The sequence below is a fragment of the Lysinibacillus sp. NPDC093210 genome, assembly GCF_044753985.1.
In the GTDB taxonomy this organism is placed as follows: domain Bacteria; phylum Bacillota; class Bacilli; order Bacillales_A; family Planococcaceae; genus Lysinibacillus.
Genome location: NZ_JBIVOE010000003.1, coordinates 352,224 through 373,323 on the forward strand (window position 1 = coordinate 352,224; position 21,100 = coordinate 373,323).

15 protein-coding genes are annotated in these 21,100 nt (G+C 37.8%); 7 read left to right on the forward strand and 8 right to left on the reverse strand.

Translation table 11 applies throughout. The features are described 5' to 3' along the window. Window positions 1–9: 9 nt before the first annotated feature. Both kdpB and kdpA read right to left on the reverse strand, forming a co-directional pair. A complete protein-coding gene (gene kdpB / locus ACIP9C_RS10980) occupies window positions 10–2,073 on the reverse strand; it encodes a potassium-transporting ATPase subunit KdpB (protein ID WP_401010481.1) in 2,064 nt (687 codons plus the stop codon). A 15-nt stretch (window positions 2,074–2,088) separates the two neighbouring features. Beyond that, entirely contained in the window at window positions 2,089–3,783 is a 1,695-nt protein-coding gene (gene kdpA / locus ACIP9C_RS10985; RefSeq protein WP_401010483.1) for a potassium-transporting ATPase subunit KdpA, read from the reverse strand. Between the two features lie 365 nt (window positions 3,784–4,148). Between kdpA and ACIP9C_RS10990 the strand changes: the two genes are divergently transcribed. The 4 genes from ACIP9C_RS10990 to ACIP9C_RS11005 all read left to right on the forward strand — a co-directional run bounded on the left by ACIP9C_RS10990 (window position 4,149) and on the right by ACIP9C_RS11005 (window position 9,599). Beyond that, complete coding sequence (locus ACIP9C_RS10990) at window positions 4,149–6,860, forward strand: ATP-binding protein (protein ID WP_401010485.1); 2,712 nt, start codon at window positions 4,149–4,151, stop codon at window positions 6,858–6,860. Beyond that, window positions 6,853–7,557, forward strand: coding sequence for a response regulator transcription factor (locus tag ACIP9C_RS10995; protein WP_401010487.1), 705 nt, complete (start codon window positions 6,853–6,855; stop codon window positions 7,555–7,557). Before ACIP9C_RS10990 ends, ACIP9C_RS10995 begins: the two co-directional genes overlap by 8 nt. A gap of 464 nt (window positions 7,558–8,021) precedes the next feature. Continuing rightward, window positions 8,022–8,561, forward strand: a complete 540-nt coding sequence (gene vrrA, locus ACIP9C_RS11000) for a VrrA/YqfQ family protein (protein ID WP_401010489.1) — start codon at window positions 8,022–8,024, stop codon at window positions 8,559–8,561. A 69-nt stretch (window positions 8,562–8,630) separates the two neighbouring features. After that, window positions 8,631–9,599 carry a 4-hydroxy-3-methylbut-2-enyl diphosphate reductase gene (locus ACIP9C_RS11005; RefSeq protein WP_401010491.1) on the forward strand — a complete coding sequence of 323 codons (969 nt, stop codon included), beginning with the start codon at window positions 8,631–8,633 and terminating at the stop codon, window positions 9,597–9,599. 281 nt (window positions 9,600–9,880) lie between these two features. Here the strand turns inward: ACIP9C_RS11005 and ACIP9C_RS11010 are convergent, their stop codons facing one another. Further along, window positions 9,881–10,582, reverse strand: a complete 702-nt coding sequence (locus ACIP9C_RS11010; protein WP_401010493.1) for a response regulator — start codon at window positions 10,580–10,582, stop codon at window positions 9,881–9,883. 126 nt (window positions 10,583–10,708) lie between these two features. Next, window positions 10,709–12,289: an ATP-binding protein gene (locus ACIP9C_RS11015; RefSeq protein WP_401010686.1), complete on the reverse strand. Its 1,581-nt coding sequence runs from the start codon at window positions 12,287–12,289 to the stop codon at window positions 10,709–10,711. A gap of 112 nt (window positions 12,290–12,401) precedes the next feature. On the opposite strand from ACIP9C_RS11015, the gene ACIP9C_RS11020 reads away from it, so the two are divergent. Beyond that, the gene (locus ACIP9C_RS11020; RefSeq protein ID WP_401010495.1) at window positions 12,402–13,448 is read left to right on the forward strand and encodes a TRAP transporter substrate-binding protein; all 1,047 of its coding nucleotides are present in this window, start codon (window positions 12,402–12,404) and stop codon (window positions 13,446–13,448) included. Window positions 13,449–13,707: 259 nt separating this feature from the next. Next, on the forward strand, window positions 13,708–14,970 hold the full coding sequence (locus tag ACIP9C_RS11025; RefSeq protein ID WP_401010497.1) for a dicarboxylate/amino acid:cation symporter: 1,263 nt from the start codon (window positions 13,708–13,710) through the stop codon (window positions 14,968–14,970). A 548-nt stretch (window positions 14,971–15,518) separates the two neighbouring features. On the opposite strand, the gene ACIP9C_RS11030 is transcribed toward ACIP9C_RS11025, so the two are convergent. The 4 genes from ACIP9C_RS11030 to ACIP9C_RS11045 form a co-directional block, all read right to left on the reverse strand. Then, the gene (locus ACIP9C_RS11030; RefSeq protein ID WP_401010499.1) at window positions 15,519–16,949 is read right to left on the reverse strand and encodes a four-carbon acid sugar kinase family protein; all 1,431 of its coding nucleotides are present in this window, start codon (window positions 16,947–16,949) and stop codon (window positions 15,519–15,521) included. Beyond that, window positions 16,950–17,849: a 2-hydroxy-3-oxopropionate reductase gene (gene garR, locus ACIP9C_RS11035; protein ID WP_401010501.1), complete on the reverse strand. Its 900-nt coding sequence runs from the start codon at window positions 17,847–17,849 to the stop codon at window positions 16,950–16,952. 107 nt (window positions 17,850–17,956) lie between these two features. Next, on the reverse strand, window positions 17,957–19,318 hold the full coding sequence (locus tag ACIP9C_RS11040) for a GntP family permease (RefSeq protein ID WP_401010502.1): 1,362 nt from the start codon (window positions 19,316–19,318) through the stop codon (window positions 17,957–17,959). Between the two features lie 59 nt (window positions 19,319–19,377). Next, complete coding sequence (locus ACIP9C_RS11045) at window positions 19,378–20,226, reverse strand: MurR/RpiR family transcriptional regulator (protein WP_401010504.1); 849 nt, start codon at window positions 20,224–20,226, stop codon at window positions 19,378–19,380. 287 nt (window positions 20,227–20,513) lie between these two features. Between ACIP9C_RS11045 and ACIP9C_RS11050 the strand changes: the two genes are divergently transcribed. Continuing rightward, window positions 20,514–21,050, forward strand: coding sequence for a tubby C-terminal domain-like protein (locus ACIP9C_RS11050; RefSeq protein ID WP_401010505.1), 537 nt, complete (start codon window positions 20,514–20,516; stop codon window positions 21,048–21,050). The last annotated feature ends 50 nt before the right edge of the window (window positions 21,051–21,100 follow it).

A 21,100-nucleotide genomic window follows, 5' to 3' on the forward strand; every position in this document is an offset into this window, starting at 1 on the left:
TTTTCCCTCCTATAGCCCAAACATGGATAACAGTGGCCCTACTAGTAAATCAATCACCTTTATCCCGATAAAAGGGGCACAGATGCCACCTAGTCCATAAATGAACAAGTTTTTCTGTAATAATTTAGCAGCGCTCATCGGCTTATACTTTACACCCTTGATCGCTATAGGAATTAATAACGGAATAATGACCGCGTTAAAAATTAAAGCGGAAATGATGGCACTTGTCGGTGAATAAAGTTGCATAATATTAAGCGAGCTCATTTCTGGTACAGCCACCATCAACATGGCAGGGATAATCGCAAAATATTTCGCAACATCATTTGCAATACTAAATGTAGTAAGTGCGCCACGCGTCATTAATAATTGTTTCCCAATCTCTACAACTTCAATTATTTTAGTTGGATTTGAATCTAAATCTACCATGTTTGCAGCCTCTTTTGCTGCATTCGTCCCTGAATTCATGGCAAGACCAACATTCGCCTGCGCCAAAGCAGGTGCATCATTCGTTCCGTCCCCTGTCATCGCAACAACTTTCCCAAGTGCCTGTTCTTCTTTTATGACCTTTATTTTGTCCTCAGGCTTACTTTCAGCAATAAAGCTATCCACGCCTGATTCTTTGGCTATAGCTGCTGCTGTAAGTGGATTATCCCCTGTACACATAATTGTTTTAATACCCATTGCCCGCAACTGTTCAAATCGTTCTTTTAAACCAGATTTTATAACATCTTTAAGATGGATTACACCTAAAATATTATTATTCATCGACACAACAAGTGGTGTACCCCCAACAGATGATACTTGATGGACTAACTGCTCCAAATTTCGAGGAATAGGATACCCTGCAGCAATGCTATCTTGTTTAATCATATCGTAAGCCCCTTTACGAATTTTTGTGCCATCCTTCAAATTTAATCCACTCATCCGTGTTTGTGCAGAAAATGGCATATGCTCACTTGTTTTAATGATTTGTTTTTCATCTGTCGTATTCACACCTAAATCGCATGCCAATGATAATATAGATTTCCCTTCAGGTGTGTCATCGGTTAAGGAACTAAGCCATGCAACTTGCATTAATGTTAGATGTGCTACTCCCTTTACAGGTAAAAACTCCGATGCCATGCGATTGCCATAAGTGATTGTTCCTGTTTTATCTAATATTAGTGTGTCTACGTCACCGCAGGCTTCCACAGCTCTTCCCGACATCGCAATGACATTAAACTGTGTCACACGGTCCATTCCAGCAATACCAATGGCGGACAGTAAGCCCCCGATTGTAGTTGGGATTAAACAAACCGTCAGTGCAATTAATGTTGCTATGGAGATGTGCACATTTAAATACGTAGTCATAGGATACAATGTCACGACAACTAATAAGAAAATCATCGTTAAACTTACTAACAATGTATTTAACGCAATTTCATTGGGTGTTTTTTTTCGACTTGCTCCTTCAATAAGGGTAATCATTTTATCTAAAAATGACTCTCCTGGCAGTGAAGTAATTTCAATTATGAGCCAATCACTTGTGACAGTCGTACCACCTGTAACAGATGAAAAGTCACCACTTCGTTCTTTTACGACAGGTGCTGACTCACCCGTAATGGCCGATTCATCGACTGTTGCAATTCCTTCAATTACCTCGCCGTCGTTTGGAATGACCTCCCCTGCTTGAACTAAGACAATATCTCCCTTTTTCAGCTCATGTGCCTGTTTCATTATTTCCGAACCATCCGCTAAAAGAACTCGTGCCTGTGTAATTGTTTTTGTATTTTTTAACGTTTGTACCTGAGCCTTACCTCTCCCCTCTGCTATAGACTCTGCAAAGTTAGCAAATAATATCGTAACAAAGAGAATAATAGCTACAATAGCATTATAGAGTCGATCATGCTCGCCTCCCCCGCTCCCAAACAAATTAGGGAAAAACGATAACAATAGCACAAAGATAAATCCGACCTCTACAACGAACATTACGGGATTTTTGATCATATAAAATGGATTAAATTTTTTCAACGCACCAATCATGGAATGTTTCATCATATCGCTCGAAATAAAGCTTTTTCTTACTGTTTCCATTTATTTCTCTCCTCGTTAGGAATGTATTTGTAAATGCTCTGTAATTGGACCAAGTGCCAATGCTGGTAAGAATGTCAATGCGCCAATCATCAGTACAATTCCAACAAGCAAAAATGTAAACATCGAAGTATCTGTTTTCAATGTTCCGATAGAATCGCTATGCAACATTTTTTTAGCAAGTAACGAAGCAATTGCCAATTGAATTATGATTGTTAAATAACGTCCGAAAAACATCGCTAGTCCTGTCGATACATTCCAAAATGTCGAGTTATCGGCTAATCCCTCAAAGCCGGAGCCATTGTTGGCAGAGGCAGAGGCAAATTCATATAGTACTTGCGATAAACCATGCGCCCCTGGATTTGTTATGCCCGCCACTCCTGCTGTCGTAGCAACAGCAAGCCCAGAAAATAGCAGGATGATGGCAGGATGAATTAAAATACAAAGCGCTATAAGCTTCATTTCCTTTTCCTCAATTTTCTTCCCTAAAAATTGCGGAGTGCGACCTATCATTAAACACGCTATAAAAATCGTCAGTAGCACATACATCATCATGTTCATTAGCCCAACGCCTTTACCACCGAATACAACGTTTACCATCATGTTAAACATTGGCACAAGTCCACCAAGCGGTGTTAAAGTATCATGCATATTATTGACAGAGCCAGTTGTAAAAGCAGTTGTGACAGCAGTAAAAAGAGCCGATTGTGCTATACCAAAGCGCATTTCTTTACCTTCCATACTGCCCAGTTGCTGTGTAAGACCTAGCTCACTAATAAGTGGATTTCCAGCACGCTCAGCTATGTACACTGTTACTAGACCAATTAGAAACAGCATACTCATGGCACTAAAAATTGCTAGCCCTTGCTTACCAACTATCGCCTTCTTTTTTCTATAAGCAACCATTAAGCCAAATGCTATAACACAAGCCCCTGGTAACAACATCATAGATAGCATTTCTACGATGTTGGATATAGCTGAGGGGTTTTCAAAAGGAGTCGTGGAATTGGCTCCATTAAAGCCACCTCCATTTGTACCAACATGTTTAATCGATTCTAGCGATGCAACAGGTCCAAGTGCGATATCTTGCATCTTGCCTTCGATCGTTTGGACGGTTTTATTCGCACTTAATGTTTGAGGCGAACCTTGCGATACTAAAATAATGGCAACTACAATTGAAATGGGCATTAATACACGTGTGATCACACGTACAAAATCTACATAAAAATTGCCTAAAGTATCACTTTTCGCCACTAACCGTCGACAGAACGCCATACAAGCTGCATAGCCTGTCGCTGCTGATGTGAACATCATAAAAATAATGACGAGCATTTGCGATAAATAACTTAAACCAGATTCACCACTATAATGCTGCAGATTTGTGTTTGTCATAAACGAAATAATCGTATTAAAGGATAGCGTTGCCTCCATATTTTCAATTTCATTAGGGTTTAACAACAGAAAAGATTGAATGCGCAATAGCATATATCCAATGAACACCATAAAAGCATTCGAAATAATTAACGACAGCACGTATTGTCTTCCGCTCATATCCACTTGTTTTATGCCACATAGTTTATAAATGACATCATCTACTTTATCCATCACTGGATCGAGCCATGTTTTTCTATGCATCGTTACATGAAAAAGATAATGGCCCGTTAGGATAACAAGCGGTAAATAAATAATACAAACGATGGCTATTTGCCACATACTCTATTCCTCCTGCATCCTATTAATAATTTTCTGGATATAAGAGGGCGTACCCTAAATATCCAAAAAGTAAGATAAGTATAATTCCAATAACAATCCCCATATTCATCCCCCCTACTCATCGACTAACTTATAGCACCAAATTGTTAACGCATATAGACTGGCGAAACTAATGATTAATAAGCCAATCATATAAAAGTCCATCAATTCACATCACCATTCCCTCCATTTGATGTTTTCATCATACTGACTTTGAAATTAATGTAGTGTTAGGAAATCGCTTTTTATATTAAGAAACAATAAAGAGGTTAAATCTTTACACTTTCTTAATGTCAGATAACGCTATAATACAAATGAGGTGAAGGATGATGGAAAATGAGCGCCCCACTCCAGAAGAGTTTTTAGCAAGGATTCAACAGGAGCAAGCAACTGTAGGTAGACTGAAGATTTTTATCGGTTATGCTGCTGGTGTAGGTAAAACGTATGCCATGTTAGATGCAGCCCATCTAGCAAAAAAACTTGGCAAAGACGTAGTAATTGGCTATATAGAGCCACATCCACGGCCAGATACATTAGCCTTACTCGACGGTCTTGAGCAAATACCGACTAGAAATATTCATTATAAAGGGAGAAACTTTCAAGAATTAGATATAGATGCAGTATTGCAACGCAAACCAGATATTGTACTAATCGATGAGTTGGCACATACAAATGTGCCACTTATGCGACATACAAAAAGGTTTGGTGATGTAGAAGAACTACTTGCAAAAGGTATCCATGTATATACAACTGTAAATATTCAACATATTGAAAGTCTTCATGATATGGTAGAAGAAATTACGGGGGTACAAGTGCGAGAACGCATTCCTGATTATTTAATTGATCAAGCAGCACTTATCAAAATTGTGGATATTGAGCCTGATGAGTTAATTCAACGCTTAAAAGAAGGCAAAATCTATCACAAACAACAAGCTGAAAAAGCATTAGCATCTTTTTTTCGAAAACAAAATTTAGTTGCACTTCGGGAAATTGCCCTACGCAGGACTGCCGATACGATTAATTACAAACACGTAAACGATAGCGAATCGATTAGGCAAACGAAAAAAATTGAGGAGCATATTTTAGTTGGTATTAGTAGCTCTCCAACAAATGCAAAAGTTATCCGCACTGCCGCAAGACTTGCCCAAGCATTACATGGCAAATTCACTGCGCTTTATGTACAAAAGGTGCAAGAGAGTCGATTTAATGAAGCGAATGCTGAAAGATTGCAACAACATATTAAATTGACAGAGCAACTTGGAGGCCATGTCGTAATCGTTCAAGAGAATGATGTCGCAGCTGCCCTAGCAAATTATGCACAATTAAGTGGGGTCACAAAACTAGTACTTGGCAGAACTGCTTTGAAAAAGAAATGGTGGCTGCCGCATCCGAAAATCAGTGACCGACTCAATGAATTCGCGCCGAATTTAACGATTCATATTGTTCCAGACCAAGAAAATGAACAATTGTATTTTCCTACTGGCGTTCGAAATCGACTAACTATTGAATGGTTGGATTTGTTAAAAATGGCGGCAGTGTTTATCTTGGGTTCTTTTTTAGCTTTATTTTTCTTTACTATAGGAGTCAGCGAATCCAATATTATTACGATTTATATTCTCAATGTGTTAATTCTAGCGATATGGTCGTCCGGATGGCTGATGAACATTATTAGCTCTGCAGTAGCTGTACTTCTATTCAACTTTTTATTCACTGAACCACGATTTTCCCTTGAAGCATATCATCGGGACTATCCTATTACTTTTTTGATTATGTTTTTCTCTGGCATCATCACAAGTAGCTTAACCAAAAAGATAAAAGAGCAGGCCATCATGGCTGTTCGTAAATCTTATCGGATGGAAGTTTTACTAGAAACAAATCGAAAATTACAACATGCCAAATCTATTGAAGAAATCATTACTGAAGGCATGACACAAATTGTTAAATTAGTAGAAAAACCTGTTCAATTTTTTGAAATAGAACAGAAAATAATTACAAACACTATTTTTTTCTCAACTACAAGTCTATCTAATATGGAGAACACAAAAGTAGCATCACTTTTTAAAGATACAAATGAATTAGGTGTCATACATTGGGTTATTAATAATAAACATTTTGCTGGCGTATCAACAGATATATTCCCTGAAGTGAACGGCTATTATTTACCTGTTATTTCAAATGGGAGCGTTAAGGGCATTGTAGGAATTGCTCTTTCTAAGCAAGCACCTCTACCCGCATTTGAGCGCAATATTTTACATGCCATTATGAATGATTTTTCATTTGCTCTCGATAAATGGTATTTGCAAAGTTTAAATGAGCAAGTTGCAAGGGAAGCGGAACTTGAACAAATGAGAGCTAATCTTTTGCGTGCCATCTCACACGATTTACGAACACCGCTTACAACTATTTCAGGGAATGCAGATATACTGTTAACAAATAAAGCTCATATTCCCGAAATCGAAAAAACACGATTATACGAAGATATATATAAAAACTCAAAATGGCTTGTTCAGATGGTTGAAAACCTTCTGGCAGTTTCGATGTTAGAAGATGGACAATTTGCATTAGAGATGCAGTTAGAGCTAGTGGAGGATATTATTCAAGAGGCGTTACTGCATGTTACTCCACGTGACAATACACATAACATTTCTTATCATGTAGAGCCTGATTTAGTAATGGCATTGATGGATGCACGCCTTATGATTCAAGTAATTATAAATATTATAGATAATGCACTAACCTATACACCCGCAGGTAGTGACATCTCTTTCATTGCAAAAGATAGAGGCAAGTTTGTTGACATTAGTATCACTGATAATGGGCCAGGTATTGACGATTCCTTAAAAGAAAAACTGTTTGAGCCGTTTATAACGGGCAAAGTACAGCGTAGTGATAGTCGAAGGGGTTTAGGTTTAGGGTTAGCATTATGTCAAACAATTTTAAAATTACATGACAGTGAATTAGAAGTTGCAGATAACTATCCGACTGGAACCATCTTTCGTTTTACTTTAAAAAAAGGAGTTGTCAATATAAATGAATAAGCGGATTTTAGTCGTAGAAGATGATGTAGCAATCGGCAATTTAATTAGAATGACCTTAACTACTCAGCACTATGAATTCGATATTGCACAAGATGGTACTAGTGCCTTGCAAAAAGCTATTTCATTGAATCCTAATGTCATTATCCTCGATTTAGGCTTACCAGATATGGACGGGATAGACTTTATCAATAAAATACGCGGTTGGACCCAAACACCTATTATTGTTGTTAGTGCCCGTGGTGAAGAATTCGATAAAATTAACGCTTTAGATGCTGGTGCAGATGACTATGTCACAAAACCTTTTAGCGTGGAGGAGCTCCTTGCCCGTATACGTGTAGCATTACGAAGAACTAGTAGCGAACATCAGCTTGAAGCTGAGTCTGCAGTGTTTGTTAACGGTCATTTAGAAATTCATTACTTGGCAAACACCGTGTTTGTTAATTGTGTGGAAGTGCACTTGACTCCTATCGAGTATAAACTTTTAGTCGTGCTATCCAAGCACGTTGGCAAAGTACTTACACATAATTTTTTATTGAAGGAGATTTGGCAAAATGCTCTTCAGTCAGATGTTCCAAGTCTTCGTGTATTTATGGCAACTCTTCGAAAGAAAATAGAAGATAATCCATCACAACCAAAGTATATACAGACTCACGTTCGTGTTGGATATAGAATGCTACGAGTTAATGATGATGAATAAGGAAAGGTCTGTACGCATGGTTCCTCCTCTATGGAGCCATGCCTTGAATTTATTAATTTCTTCTTTCACATAGAATGCTTCCTCCCTTAGCGATTTTGAAACAGTGTTAATTTCCTGAATTGTTGCCACCTGTTACTCAATTGTAGAAGGCAATCCGACTTTTCAGCAGCAGAAGACCTTTCATATACCGATGTCAAAATAAAACAATTCTTTTTACCTTACTAAGCCCAAATTATCAAAATATTATACGCTTGCTAATGTAAATGTTTTGTATTTTTTAAGAATTTTCTTTACCCGATAATCCATTCTATCGTGACTTTCATATCTTAAGATGAACGCGCACATAGGAGCCCTTTCAATTGTTCAGGAATTAGCATTTGTCGAACGCTAACATCAGCGTCTGCATATCATATCTATAATCAGGTATGTCATCAATGAAAAGCATACAATGAAAGGAGATCATTATGGTATTTAGACCACCTTATCAATACCCTATGTATCCGGGTGGCATGCAAATGCCGGCGCAAATGCCCCCGCAAATGCGGATGCCAACACCTCCTCAGATGCCACCACAGTCCTTTTACCCGCCTGGAGGTTATCCTCAACCACGAATTCCAGGTGGCTTTCCAATGTCTGGTGGAATGAGGGGGGCATTCGGAGGGCAAATGCCGACGCCACCCGTACAGGAACCTTCCAAAATCGGTTCATTTTTACAACAAGCAAATAGTTTATTTAACTCTGCCAAAACGTATACCCCTTATATCCAACAAGCAATGCCGATGGTGAAAAACATCCCTTCTCTCTTAAAACTGTATAAAGGTTTTCAGGGACTCCCAGCAGCTGGAGCGGCAGCAGGTGTGGCAGCTGCTGCAACAGATGCAGTGGCAGCAAGTAAGGTAGCAGGCTCCTCTAAAGGTAGACGTTCAACACAAAAAAATGCGACGCCTACCCCACGAGAACCAATTCCATCCAAGCCGCGTATTTTCCAGCCACCTATGGAGTGAAGGTTTCTTTGTATTCGCCGTGCCTGTCCGTTATAATGTAGGTAGGTAAGCTTGAAAGGAGTCACAACCATGCAAGTATTAAAAATTAATCCACGTGGCTATTGCTACGGTGTTGTTGATGCGATGGTCATTGCACGTAACGCCGCACTCGATAAAACATTACCAAGACCTATCTACATTTTAGGGATGATTGTGCACAATAAACATGTTACAGATGCCTTTGAAGAAGATGGTATCATTACACTAGACGGCGATAATCGCTTAGAAATTATAGAACAGGTTGAAACTGGCACTGTTATTTTCACGGCGCATGGTGTTTCACCTGAAATTCGTGAAATTGCGAAACGCAAAGGCCTAGTATCCATTGATGCTACATGTCCTGACGTAACAGTAACACACGATTTAATTCGTGAAAAATCAGCTGAAGGCTACGATATTATTTATATTGGTAAGAAAGGTCATCCAGAGCCAGAGGGTGCAATCGGTGTTGCGCCAGACCATGTTCATTTAGTACAATCTTCAACGGATATTGATGCATTAAACTTAACAAATGATAAATTGCTAGTAACGAACCAGACGACTATGAGTCAATGGGATGTTGCTCATTTAATGGATAGTTTAAAAGAAAAATTCCCACATATTGAAGTTCATAAAGAAATTTGTTTAGCAACACAAGTTCGTCAAGAGGCCGTTGCGAAGCAAGCAGGGGAAGCAGATTTATTAATTGTTGTTGGGGATCCAAAATCTAATAACTCGAACCGTCTAACACAAGTATCAGTAGAAATTGCAGGTACACCTTCTTATCGTATTGCAGACGTTTCTGAGCTTAAAATTGATTGGTTAAAAGGAATTAATACGGTTGCAGTCACAGCAGGTGCATCAACACCAACACCTATTGTGAAAGAGGTTATTAATTTCCTTGAGCAATTTGATGAAAATGACGAAACAACGCATAGTATCCAACGCACAGTTACCCTTGATAAAATTTTACCAAAAATAAAAACGCCTAAGCCAGTCGATAAAATTATGCCTTATTAATTTCAACCGACCCAAGGCAATTTGAAAAGTACCCTATTGTTCATCAGATAATCGAGTGAGTGTACGACAAAATGCATCAAGCTGTTTAGCTTGATGCATTTTATCATTTATATATATTTAATAGTATTCAACGACAACGTGTTGAGTTGCTTGAAGTGAATGGCGGCGACTTCTATGGGAACGCATGCAACGTAAGACGTGGGCATTTCGCGAGGTTAGCGAAGGTTGCAGACTATTCTACGCGTAATGGAAATCAACTATAGTATTTACCTACATTTTCATTATTTACTAAAATAATAATTAATAGGACGACCAATGCCACCGTAATGTACATCCATCGTTATTTCCTTTTGCTTTTCTAAAAAATCTAAGTATCGTCTTGCTGTCACCCGTGCAATACCTACTCCACTTGCAACATCTTCTGCCGATGCACCATCTACCGATTGCAAATAATGCACCACTTTCTCTAGGGTCGCTCGATTAAAACCCTTTGGCAAACTTTTTTCAGTTTTCTCCTCAATTGGTGCTACAGCCTTTCCCTCTCCATTATGATAATGGAATAACTGATCGAGCTCTCCTTGCGTTAGCTCCCGTTCTATTTGCATTTGTTGCTTAAATCGAATGTAGTTTTCTAACGTTCCTTGCACTCGCTCAAACGAAAATGGTTTCATTACATAATCAAAGACACCAAGATGCAAAACTTGTTTGACCGTTTCCATATCATTAGCTGCTGTTACAGTAATAACATCGACAGGAATTTTGAGTTCACGTATTTTTCGTAAGCTTGTTATACCGTCTTGCTCAGGCATGAAAATATCCATAAACACTAAATCAGGTCGTAGCGTACGGATTTTGTCTATTCCCTCTACGCCGTTCGATGCTTGCCCTATTACATTAAATCCTGCAACTTTTTCAATGAATTGACGGTTTACCTCCCGCACCATTGGATCATCCTCTACTAATAACACGTTTATTTGCGTCACTGTCTAGCCCTCCATACAATCGAATACAACTCTCCTCTAAAATGTGAATTCAACATACTTATTTCTGATGAGTTACGAAGTGGATGTTTTCGTACCATGTCCATTATAGAGTGAAAAATCAAAACACTAAGGATGATAAAATGTTAATAAAAAGCTTGTCCCTTTTCTTGGTTCACTTATTACCTCAATTTCACCTTGACCTTTTTGCACAATTTCTTTTATTAAATACAGTCCGATACCTCGACCCTTTTTTTCTTTTGTTGAATAGCCATTATCAAAAATTTGTGCCTTTACCGCTTCCGTCATGCCGACTCCGTTATCTGTTACTAAAATAGCCAGTACATCATCATCTTCATCTACTGAAATATGAACAATCTTCTCTTCAACTGGACTATCTTTTAATGCATCAAATGCATTTTCAATTAAATTCCCAAATAAGATGACAAAATCATGATGATCTAAATTTTTCGGAAATGTTGTGAGTCGACTAGCTCGGTCTATTTCTAATGTAATTCCATGCTCTTTCGCATGAGCAATTTTACTAAGTAATAACCCCGAAATATTTTCATTTTTAATGCGCTCATTTAAAAAATTAGTGATTTCATCATGCTCTTCCTTTACTTGTGTTAAATAGGAAAGTGCTTGATCATGATGGCCAAGCTGTAAAAGACCAGCAATCGTATGCAATTTATTTTTATGTTCATGCGTTTGTACACGTAATGCCTGGACGAACGCCTTAACACCGGTTAATTCCTCGGCTAATTTCTTCACCTCTGTCCGATCCTTAAACATCGCTACAGCACCAACGGTTTCACCATTGACTTGTATAGGGATACGATTACTCATAATACTATGATCATTTATATAAAGTTCACGATTATAGATAGGACGATCTAACGCTAATATTTCGGGTAAACGAGTATCTGGTAACACCTCAAAAATTTTCTTCCCAATTAACGAAGACGGCCGTTCTGCTACACCTAATATATCACATGCTTTTTCATTAAAAATTGTAATCGTCAATTCAGTATCAATTGCAATAATCCCTTCATGCATAGCATTAAAAGTTTCAGTGCGTTCCACATACATTTTAGCAATTTCATGTGGCTCTAATCCAAACATTTGCTTTTTCATATGACGACCTAATGTGTGTGCACCCCATGCACTAAATAATAGAGATAATGCTACTGTAATCATTAGCTCTTTTTGGATAGATAATAGAAGCTCGCTAACAGTTAATACACTATAGCCTACGATCACAACACCAATTTGACGTCCATTCTCAGTCATAATTGGTACGAAAGCGCGTACCATATCTCCACGTTCACCATGTGCAATGGATGTATAATAATGCTCAGAAAATGCAGCGTTTAAATCCCCTGATTGTGAGATGGTGCCGATTTCCTCCTCATTTGGATGGGAATATTTTCGTTGCTGCATATCGAGCACAACTATATACTGCGCCCCATTAATATCACGTATTTCTTCCACAACAGGATTAATATGTTTGGTCGCTTCTGTAAAATCACGATTGGCAATAGCAGTTTTCATTTCTGGTAGCTGAGAGACAGTTTTTGCAACAAGTAATGCCTGTTCTGCCAGCTTTTCTTTTTGTTCGTTCATAACAAACCCAAGCAAAAACGTTCCACCTATACTAAAAGACAACAAAAGTATAAAAAAAGTAAGAGACATGATTTTGCCCTTCATCGATAACTTCTGAAATTTCAAGATCATTGCCTCCCTCTTACTATATTTTAGCTTACTCCTTATGTTAGAATAACAAAAACATGTGAAAATACGAATCAATTGGGTGTAGAATATGAAAAAATTTATTATTGGAACGATTGCAACCGTTTTGATTTTAACCATTGTATTTAGTATACAGCAAGGAATATTATTTTCGAAAACGCTTCCCTATGATGACGAACAAAAAGGCCTAGATACACAAATTACGATACATTTGAGTCATGTTGTAGCTGAAAATACACCAAAAGGTCAAGCTGCAACGAAATTTGCTGAACTTGTAGAGGAAAAGACAAATGGGAAGGTAAAAGTGCATGTTTATCCAAATGCCTCGTTATTTAACGATGAAAATGAATTTAAAGCTTTACAAGATGGGAAAGTCGAGATTATCATTCCTACTTTTTCTAAAATGACTTCCTATGTACCAGATTGGCAAGTGCTTGACCTACCTTATCTTTTTCATACAGATGATGAAGTTCATAAGGTACTTACAGGCCCAATCGGTGAACAATTATTGGATGAGTTAAAGCCTTTTAATGTACGGGGTCTCGGCTTTTGGCACAATGGCTTTAAACAGTTAACAGCTGAGCATCCAATTCATACATTTGAAGATTTACAAGGGTTACGTATACGCACAATGCCAAGTAAAACGCTTGAAAAGCAATTTAGCTTAGTCAGTGCTACGCCTGTCCCGATTTCCTTCAGCGAAGTTTTTACTGACTTAGAAACACATGCAATCGATGCACAAGAAAATACGGCCTCTAATATTTTTTCAAAGGGCTTTTACAAAGTACAAAAAAATATGACGTTAACAAACCATGGGATTTTAGGCTATTCAGTTTTAATGAATGAAAAATTTTGGGATAATTTATCACCAAAAGTTCAAAAGCAGCTAATGGATGCCATGAAAGAAACAACTGAATGGCAATTTAAGCAGGCTGTGTTAATGAACGACAATGATCTACGAAAACTACAACAAGAAGCCGATTTTGAAATTTATACGATGAGTGACGAGGAACGTCAACGCTTTCAAGAAAAACTTGCACCTGTCTATGACTTCTATCGTGCCAATGTTAAACAGCATAATGTATTACCTGAAATCCAAAAGATTGTATCTCCTTAAAACTTTTGGTCATTAAGAATACATCCTCACTTTATGTGGGGATTTTTTCTTTTGTATTATAATAGCTTAGAGAAATTGCATTCTACTATAAAACAGCCGCAAACCATTGATATTACTAACTTTCTAACTAATCAAATGAAAAATGAACAAAATGAACAATAGAAACTTTACGGCCATAAAACCTATTGTCGGAAAATTTCAGCTATGATAACCCCATGAAAGCGTTCACAAAGTTCACATTTTTTTAGGGGGAAGTATTATGCGGATAAATTTTAAAAACTTAACGGTACAAGTGCTAATTGCAATTATACTCGGTATTATTGTTGGTGCTGCATTCCCAGAGTTCGGTGCTAGCTTAAAAATATTAGCCGATATTTTTATTAAATTAATTAAAATGCTAATTGCACCTATTATTTTCTTAACTGTTGTTATCGGGATTGGTAGCATGGGTGATGTGAAAAAGGTCGGTAAAATTGGTGGTAAGGCATTAATTTATTTTGAAATTGTCTCGACTTTCGCACTTGCGATTGGCTTACTTATTGTTAATATCATTCAGCCTGGTAAAGGATTTAATACAGATGCAGCAAATGCTGCGGATGTTTCACAATATACAGAGCAAGCTGCTGCTGCTGAGCATGGATTTGGGGCATTTATAATGCAAATTATCCCAGATAATGTTGTCGGTGCACTTGCTAATGGCGAGTTATTACCTGTTTTATTTTCAGCTGTATTATTCGGTTTAGCAGCAGCGGCTATAGGTGAACCCGCTAAACCTGTTATCAAATTTTTCGAGCATGTAGCAGATATTTTCTTTAAAATTGTGAATATGGTGATGAAAATTTCCCCAATTGGTGCATTTGGTGCTATGAGTTACACAATCGGGAACTTCGGTATAAAATCACTTGGGAACTTAGGTTTCTTAATGTTATCTGTCTATATTACAATGTTCATATTTATCGTTGTCGTTATTGGTTTAATTACTCGCTTCTTCGGCTTTAGTATTTTTAAATTCATTAAATATATTAAAGATGAAATTTTTATCGTTATCGGTACATCTTCTTCTGAATCTGCGCTCCCTTCGATGATGCGCAAATTAGAAAATTACGGTTGTTCAAAACAAGTTGTAGGTCTTGTTATTCCAACAGGTTATTCCTTTAATCTGGACGGCACTTCCATTTACCTATCAATGGCGGCTATTTTTATCGCACAAGCTTATGGGGTTGATTTAGATATTTGGCATCAGCTTACTTTACTTGCTATTTTAATGTTAACGTCTAAAGGAGCTGCTGGTGTAACAGGCTCAGGCTTTATTACGCTTGCTGCAACACTCGCTGCATTCCCTATGATTCCTGTAGAGGGTATAGCCCTGTTAATTGGTGTCGATCGTTTTATGTCAGAGGCACGCGCTGTTACTAACTTAATAGGTAACGGTGTAGCGACAGTAGTTGTATCAAAGATGGAAAATGAATTCGATCCAGAGCAAGAAAAACGTGCACTATCCGGTAAAATTATTTCTAACTAATAATAGTGAAACCTCCAGTCTAGCTTACGCGTATAGTAAGTAGATTGGAGGTTTTTTTATGGCAACATTTACATATGGAAGAATTTGAACTTAAAAAACCAGTCTTTATAATTATAAAACCACTTACTAGTGCTATCCCCAAAAACGAGGTGCAGAAAAAAACTATGGGGGAACCTATAAAAACAACCATCACATTAGTATGCTTTTCAACTACATATCCTCCCCCTAGATTAACCCTTTCGAAAATCATTATAATATATGGCCATCTCAAAATAGCGAAAAAGATAGTATATGAATAAATAGCGAACAACAAATTGCCTGTATAATCGTTTTCATGACAAACTACTCCCAGCTAACGGATTTACAAGAAGGAATCTACTCACTACCTCGGTTATTTAGGGCTTTTTTCTTATTTTTTCATGTAACCAACAATTATTTTAGCAAACTTTCTCTCAACCTAGTCATCACCAAAAGAAAAACCGAAACTCCTTTATTAGTGGTAAGGAATCCCGGTCTATCTTTTTATTAATGGTTAATAAATGGTTTCTTTACTTCCCTTCTAATACTTCAATAACTTCTTTTAACGTGTTTGTTGTTCCCACATTGCCAGGGAAGATGATGAAAGAGAAAGCAGGAAACTTGCTTTCTTCTCCTGTTAGCCATACTGGAACACCCGGTTTAATTTGACCTACTACTTCCGCTCGCTTAACTGATAGTCCGACTGTTCCTACGCTTGAAGAAGTGATTCCACCTTTTGCAACTATGTACTTCGGTCGTACCTTTAAGTCTTTGACAATACTCGTCACTGCTTGTGAAATTTTAACAGACAGTTGAAGTTCATTTTCTCCTTGATTCTCTCCTAAGTCCAGTCTCTCTCGACGAGTGTAATACACAACGGATTTTCCGGCAGTGATTAGCTCCTCGCACGTAGTACGAACACGTAGAACTTCCTGTAGAAATTGCTCCTCATCGTGTACAAGATGTACATTAAACTCTACCCCTGTGACAAGACCACTATCAAGAAGGGCATATAATTGATCTGTTGTTTTTTGAACATGTGAGCCTACAACGACAAGTCCTCCATTTGTCGCCTCTTCCGAAATAAGCTCTGACCTTGATAATAATGGCTTATCTGCAATGCCTCCAAGTACTTTTGTTAAGGAAGCGGCACTTCGAAAAATAAATATTTTTCCCTCTTTCACGACATGGAGCAAGGCAATCATAAACACTTGAACATCGATGTAGGCAATTGCATTCACGACGACTTTTTTGAAATTTTCAGCTTCCATCAATTGCGCTTTTATTGCTTCAATATTTAGCGAACGTAGTGCTTCAATACTGATATAAATTGTGTCTTCCTTTGTATAAACACCATTTGTTTTTTCTTCAATCCATTCGCCTAGATGCGATGAACAATAGCTAAAAGTTCGGTCTTTAGCAAATTCGGTTTCACCAGCTGGAACGAGTTCCTCTCCATTCTGCACATAATGAATATTATCGATTGTTAACCGACCGCCTTCTTTAAAGAAAGGAATAACAATTTCCCCATCAAACTCAGTATCTGAAATGTCTTCAATCGTGTTTTTCATTGTTTCCGTCTCTAGCGGGTAATGACCACGCAATGTAGAATCCCCGCGGCTAACCAGTAGATAAGGAATTCCTTCTTGTAAAGAAACCTCATGCACTCGGCGAGCTATATCCCGATGAACAATCGCTGTTTCCTCAGCGGTAAAACTGCGGGAGTTTGTTAGCAGAAAAAAAATTTGATTCTGTTCCCGGAATCCTTGCTTAATGCTTTTTTCAGTCCAATCAGTATAAACAGAAACACCGTGAACGGTTTGTACACCTGTTGGGTCATCATCAAGAATAACGATTTTATGGTAAAACCCTTTTCGCGCATCCTCCAATTTCATCTGAATTTGCTCCCCACTTGGTTCAATAAGGCCAGATAATAGTTCCGATGCTTTTCTCGCTACCATTTATCGCACCTCTCTTGAAACTTCAACATTTGCTAATTTCTCATAGTGTTGGACAATACTTGCATGATCAAAGGTTTCCATTCCATTAGCTTTTAAAGAATAGAAAATTTCTAAGAGCTGAGCTGATAACGGAAGTGGAACAGCTAGCTCATGAGCAGTATGCATCACATTATTTATATCTTTAAGATTAATGTCGACACGCCCACCTGCTTTAAAATTCCGGTCAAGTATCATTGGTATTTTTGCATCCATTACGGTACTTCCTGCAAGACCACCGCGAATTGCCTGATACATTTTCTCCACATTAATACCGGCTTTTGTAGCAAACACAAGTGCTTCAGATAAAGCCGCAATATTTAAGTTTACGATAATTTGATTAGCAAGCTTTGCTGTAGTTCCGCTCCCTGAGTCACCGACAAGTACTATCGTATTGCCCATAGCTCCAAGTATGTCTTTTACACTTTCAAATACTTCTTCTTTTCCACCAACCATAATTGTCAGAGATCCATCGATAGCTTTTGGCTCACCACCACTGACTGGCGCATCAAGGAAGTGAACCCCTTGTTTTGTAGTAAGTTTGCACATTTCTATCGATTCAGCTGGTGTAACTGAACTCATGTCGATGATTACCATGCCTTCACATGCACCTTCCATTACCCCTTGTTGACCGAAGATGGCTTGGTGAACATGTCTCCCTTCCGGTAACATTGTAATCACAACATCATTTGTTAAGGCTACTTCCTTTCCAGAGGTAGCTGCGTATGCACCCTCTTTAGCGAGCGTTTCAACCGCTATTGTATTCAGGTCAAACACTGTAACCTCGTTACCTTTTTTCAAAAGGTTACGTGCCATGGGCGCACCCATAATTCCAAGTCCAATAAATCCAATTTTTTTCTTCATTTACTTCAGCTCCAATCTAGTTGTTCACTAACCTTAATAAGTACCCTACTCAAACTTAATCAACTTTATATAGCGGTGGACAAGCCAGTCGCTATTGAACAAGTAAATTACAAACCTGGTAAAATTCCTTGGAACATACTTAGAATGTAGACGAATATTAACACTGACGCCCCTGATAAGAAGCCTCCAATAGACCAAACTTTTATTGTTTCTGTCATCGATAAACGTCCAAATTTACTTACTACCCAGAAACCAGAATCGTTTGGTAGTGATAAACCGACTCCACCAGCACAGATTGCAAGACCTAATATGACCGGTGATACGCCAAGCTCCACCGCTATCGGTCCCATAATTGCTGATGTTGTTACAAGAGCAACCGTTGCAGATCCCAGGGAAGCACGAAGAATTTGCGCAAATAAGAAAGCAAGCAGTATTGCAGGCATATTCAGTCCTTGCATCATATTAATAATTAAATCACCAATGCCCGTTTCTTGAACAACTTTACCAAAGGCACCCCCTGCACCAGTAATAAGTATGACTAAGCCACATTGATTAAACGCAATGACAAAAATGCTTTTAGTTTCTTCCTTGATGTATGGCTTTAAGGCGAACATTGCGACAACCACACTGATTAACAACGCAACATTTTTATCTCCAATAACTGAAAAAAATGTCGGAACGAATTGTTCTGTGGTGTCTCTGAAAAATAAATTTATTAGCGTATTCGATAAAATCAAGATGATTGGTAAAGCGAGCATCCCAAAAGAAAGAACGGTTGAAATTTCTTTTCTTCCATTAAGAGTGCTGTCTGTTTCCGCAATGTCGGATTCATCAAGACGTACCTCATTTTTAATTCGCTTTCCAATAAACTTTCCATAGATTACACCGCCTACTAGTACTCCAGGAATTGAAACTAGCAGTCCATAAATAAAGAACATACCGATATCTGATCCTGTTTGGTCGGCTACAACCAATGGTCCTGGTGTCGGAATAATTAAACTATGAGCTGTGATTAACCCAATCGAGAGAATCGCAACAAAAGTAGCAAGAGAAATTTTTGTTTTAAGTGAAATATTTTGAATTAATTTATGTAGTATAATAAACGCTGCATCAAAGAATACAGGTATTGCAACAGTAATTGATGTCAATGCAATTGCGTAGGGAGACTTTTTGACCCCAAATACACTCAGCAAACCAGTAGCAATTTTACTAATGGCACCTGATGATGCTAAAAATTGACCAAAGATTATTCCAAGTCCAATCAAAATACCGACGCCAGCTAGTGTATTGCCAAATCCTGTGGCTATTACACCAGGGACTTCTTTCGCTGGAATACCTGATAATAAGCCGAGACCAAGGGCAACTACTAAAAGAGAGACGAAAGCATCCCACTTGAATCTAATAATTAGGACAAACAATATAATTAGAGCAAGAACAAACCCAAAAATGAGTGTATTACCTGTTAACATTGCAGTGTATCCTCCTTAAGTAAAATATCTTTAAGGTGACAACGCTTACATTTTAACTATTATTTTTTCATTCTTGTAACAGCTAACCGTGATATATTAATGGATTCTTTGACACGACTACCCCCGATTGCAACAACTCTTGTAAATAATGTGTCAATTAATGTAAGCTGCATGAGACGGCTGACCATCGCATCAGACCGTTTTTCAGTCTCTTGCGCCTGTGTAAGGAGCAGTGTATCAGCCATTTTGGCAAGCGTTGTGTTTGAACTCGATGTAATGACAATGACATACGCACCACTTTTTTGACTCATTTTAACGACTTCAATAATATTGACCGTTTCCCCTGAATGAGATATTACAATTACAACATCTTCCTTGTTCATATGATTGGCATATATCGCTTGATAATGTGGATCCTTAACAGCAATTGTTGTATTGCCTATCCTCATAAATTTATGAGCGCCGTCTTCAGCCATCGTACCGGAAAGACCTTGTCCGAAGAAAAATAGTCTCTTTGCTTTTGAAATTATTTGAACAGCTTCTTCCATGTGCTTGACGTTTAATTTCTTTTTAGTCATCGACATGGCTATAGAAAGCTGATCTGAAATTTTATCAAAAACAACATCCGCAAGATCTTCATCGCTAATCTCATTCTGGTTCGACATTGTTGAGTAGTTGTTATTCACTTGCTCTTGGGCCAGTGCGACTTTTAACTCTTGGTAACTGGCATAACCAAGTTTTCTATACAAACGAACAACACTAGGTTCACTTACGTTGCTTAATGTAGAGAGTTCGTTCATTGATAACAAAAATGGTTGTTCATGCATTTTCAGCTGTTCAACAACTTTTTTCTCAGCAATTGTTAGCGCATTCACTTTACTATTTATTCGTTCTTCGAAACTTAACAATTAGAAATCGCCTCCTAAATTCAATTGTAATTTTACTACACTAAAAATATCCGTTCAAGTTTATTCATCTAAAAAGGCGTAATTTTGTTACTAATTACTATTTTTTATCATATTTTTATCAGCAGTATGTAGTGAAATTACAATTTAATGTAGTTTTATTACATCAAGCGGTTTTTTCGATCCAGAGCAAGAAAAACGTGCACTATCCGGTAAAATTATTTCTAACTAATAATAGTGAAACCTCCAGTCTAGCTTACGCGTATAGTAAGTAGATTGGAGGTTTTTTTATGGCAACATTTACACTTACATATCCACAAGCATTTGATAGACTTTCAAAATTACCAATCCTAAACAGTCAAAATGAAACAGTCTGCATACTCCAAAAAGTTGAGCGCTCAAATATCGGAAAAGTACTTAATGCAGCCTCTCTAGTAGCATCACAGCAACCGTTACCACACCGTTATGAAACACGGACAACTCTTGGAGAACCCCTTTTTCAAGTGCGTTCTACGCTGCTCACTAAAGGTGTCAGTCATGAAATAATTATGCCTGATGGGAGTAGCATTCCTGTCCAAAGAAAAACTGTTCAACTATTAGAATCTTCCTATTCCTTTACGATGGATGGTCTTGTCTTTCGTTTCGAGAAAGATTTCACGTCAACTGCTTATTTATATTGTAATGATGAAAAAATTGCGAGTGCAAACTACGTAGAAAATGGGATAGTACGGGATGGCATCGTTTACAAGCTATTCCATTCAGAGGATGCTTTATTTGTTGCTTTACTTGCCTCATTGTTTCAATCACTATTTGCAATAGGTAACTAACTGCACTTATGCTATAATTTGAATCATTCTATATACATGTGAGGTTACGT

Coding starts and splice junctions, on each gene's coding strand:
- vrrA (WP_401010489.1), top strand. CDS start 8,022: ATGGTATTTAGACCACCTTATCAATACCCTATGTATCCGGGTGGCATG.
- ACIP9C_RS11005 (WP_401010491.1), top strand. CDS start 8,631: ATGCAAGTATTAAAAATTAATCCACGTGGCTATTGCTACGGTGTTGTT.
- kdpB (WP_401010481.1), bottom strand. CDS start 2,073: ATGGAAACAGTAAGAAAAAGCTTTATTTCGAGCGATATGATGAAACAT.
- kdpA (WP_401010483.1), bottom strand. CDS start 3,783: ATGTGGCAAATAGCCATCGTTTGTATTATTTATTTACCGCTTGTTATC.
- ACIP9C_RS11025 (WP_401010497.1), top strand. CDS start 13,708: ATGCGGATAAATTTTAAAAACTTAACGGTACAAGTGCTAATTGCAATT.
- ACIP9C_RS10990 (WP_401010485.1), top strand. CDS start 4,149: ATGATGGAAAATGAGCGCCCCACTCCAGAAGAGTTTTTAGCAAGGATT.
- garR (WP_401010501.1), bottom strand. CDS start 17,849: ATGAAGAAAAAAATTGGATTTATTGGACTTGGAATTATGGGTGCGCCC.
- ACIP9C_RS11030 (WP_401010499.1), bottom strand. CDS start 16,949: ATGGTAGCGAGAAAAGCATCGGAACTATTATCTGGCCTTATTGAACCA.
- ACIP9C_RS11020 (WP_401010495.1), top strand. CDS start 12,402: ATGAAAAAATTTATTATTGGAACGATTGCAACCGTTTTGATTTTAACC.
- ACIP9C_RS11040 (WP_401010502.1), bottom strand. CDS start 19,318: ATGTTAACAGGTAATACACTCATTTTTGGGTTTGTTCTTGCTCTAATT.
- ACIP9C_RS11050 (WP_401010505.1), top strand. CDS start 20,514: ATGGCAACATTTACACTTACATATCCACAAGCATTTGATAGACTTTCA.
- ACIP9C_RS10995 (WP_401010487.1), top strand. CDS start 6,853: ATGAATAAGCGGATTTTAGTCGTAGAAGATGATGTAGCAATCGGCAAT.
- ACIP9C_RS11015 (WP_401010686.1), bottom strand. CDS start 12,289: ATGAAGGGCAAAATCATGTCTCTTACTTTTTTTATACTTTTGTTGTCT.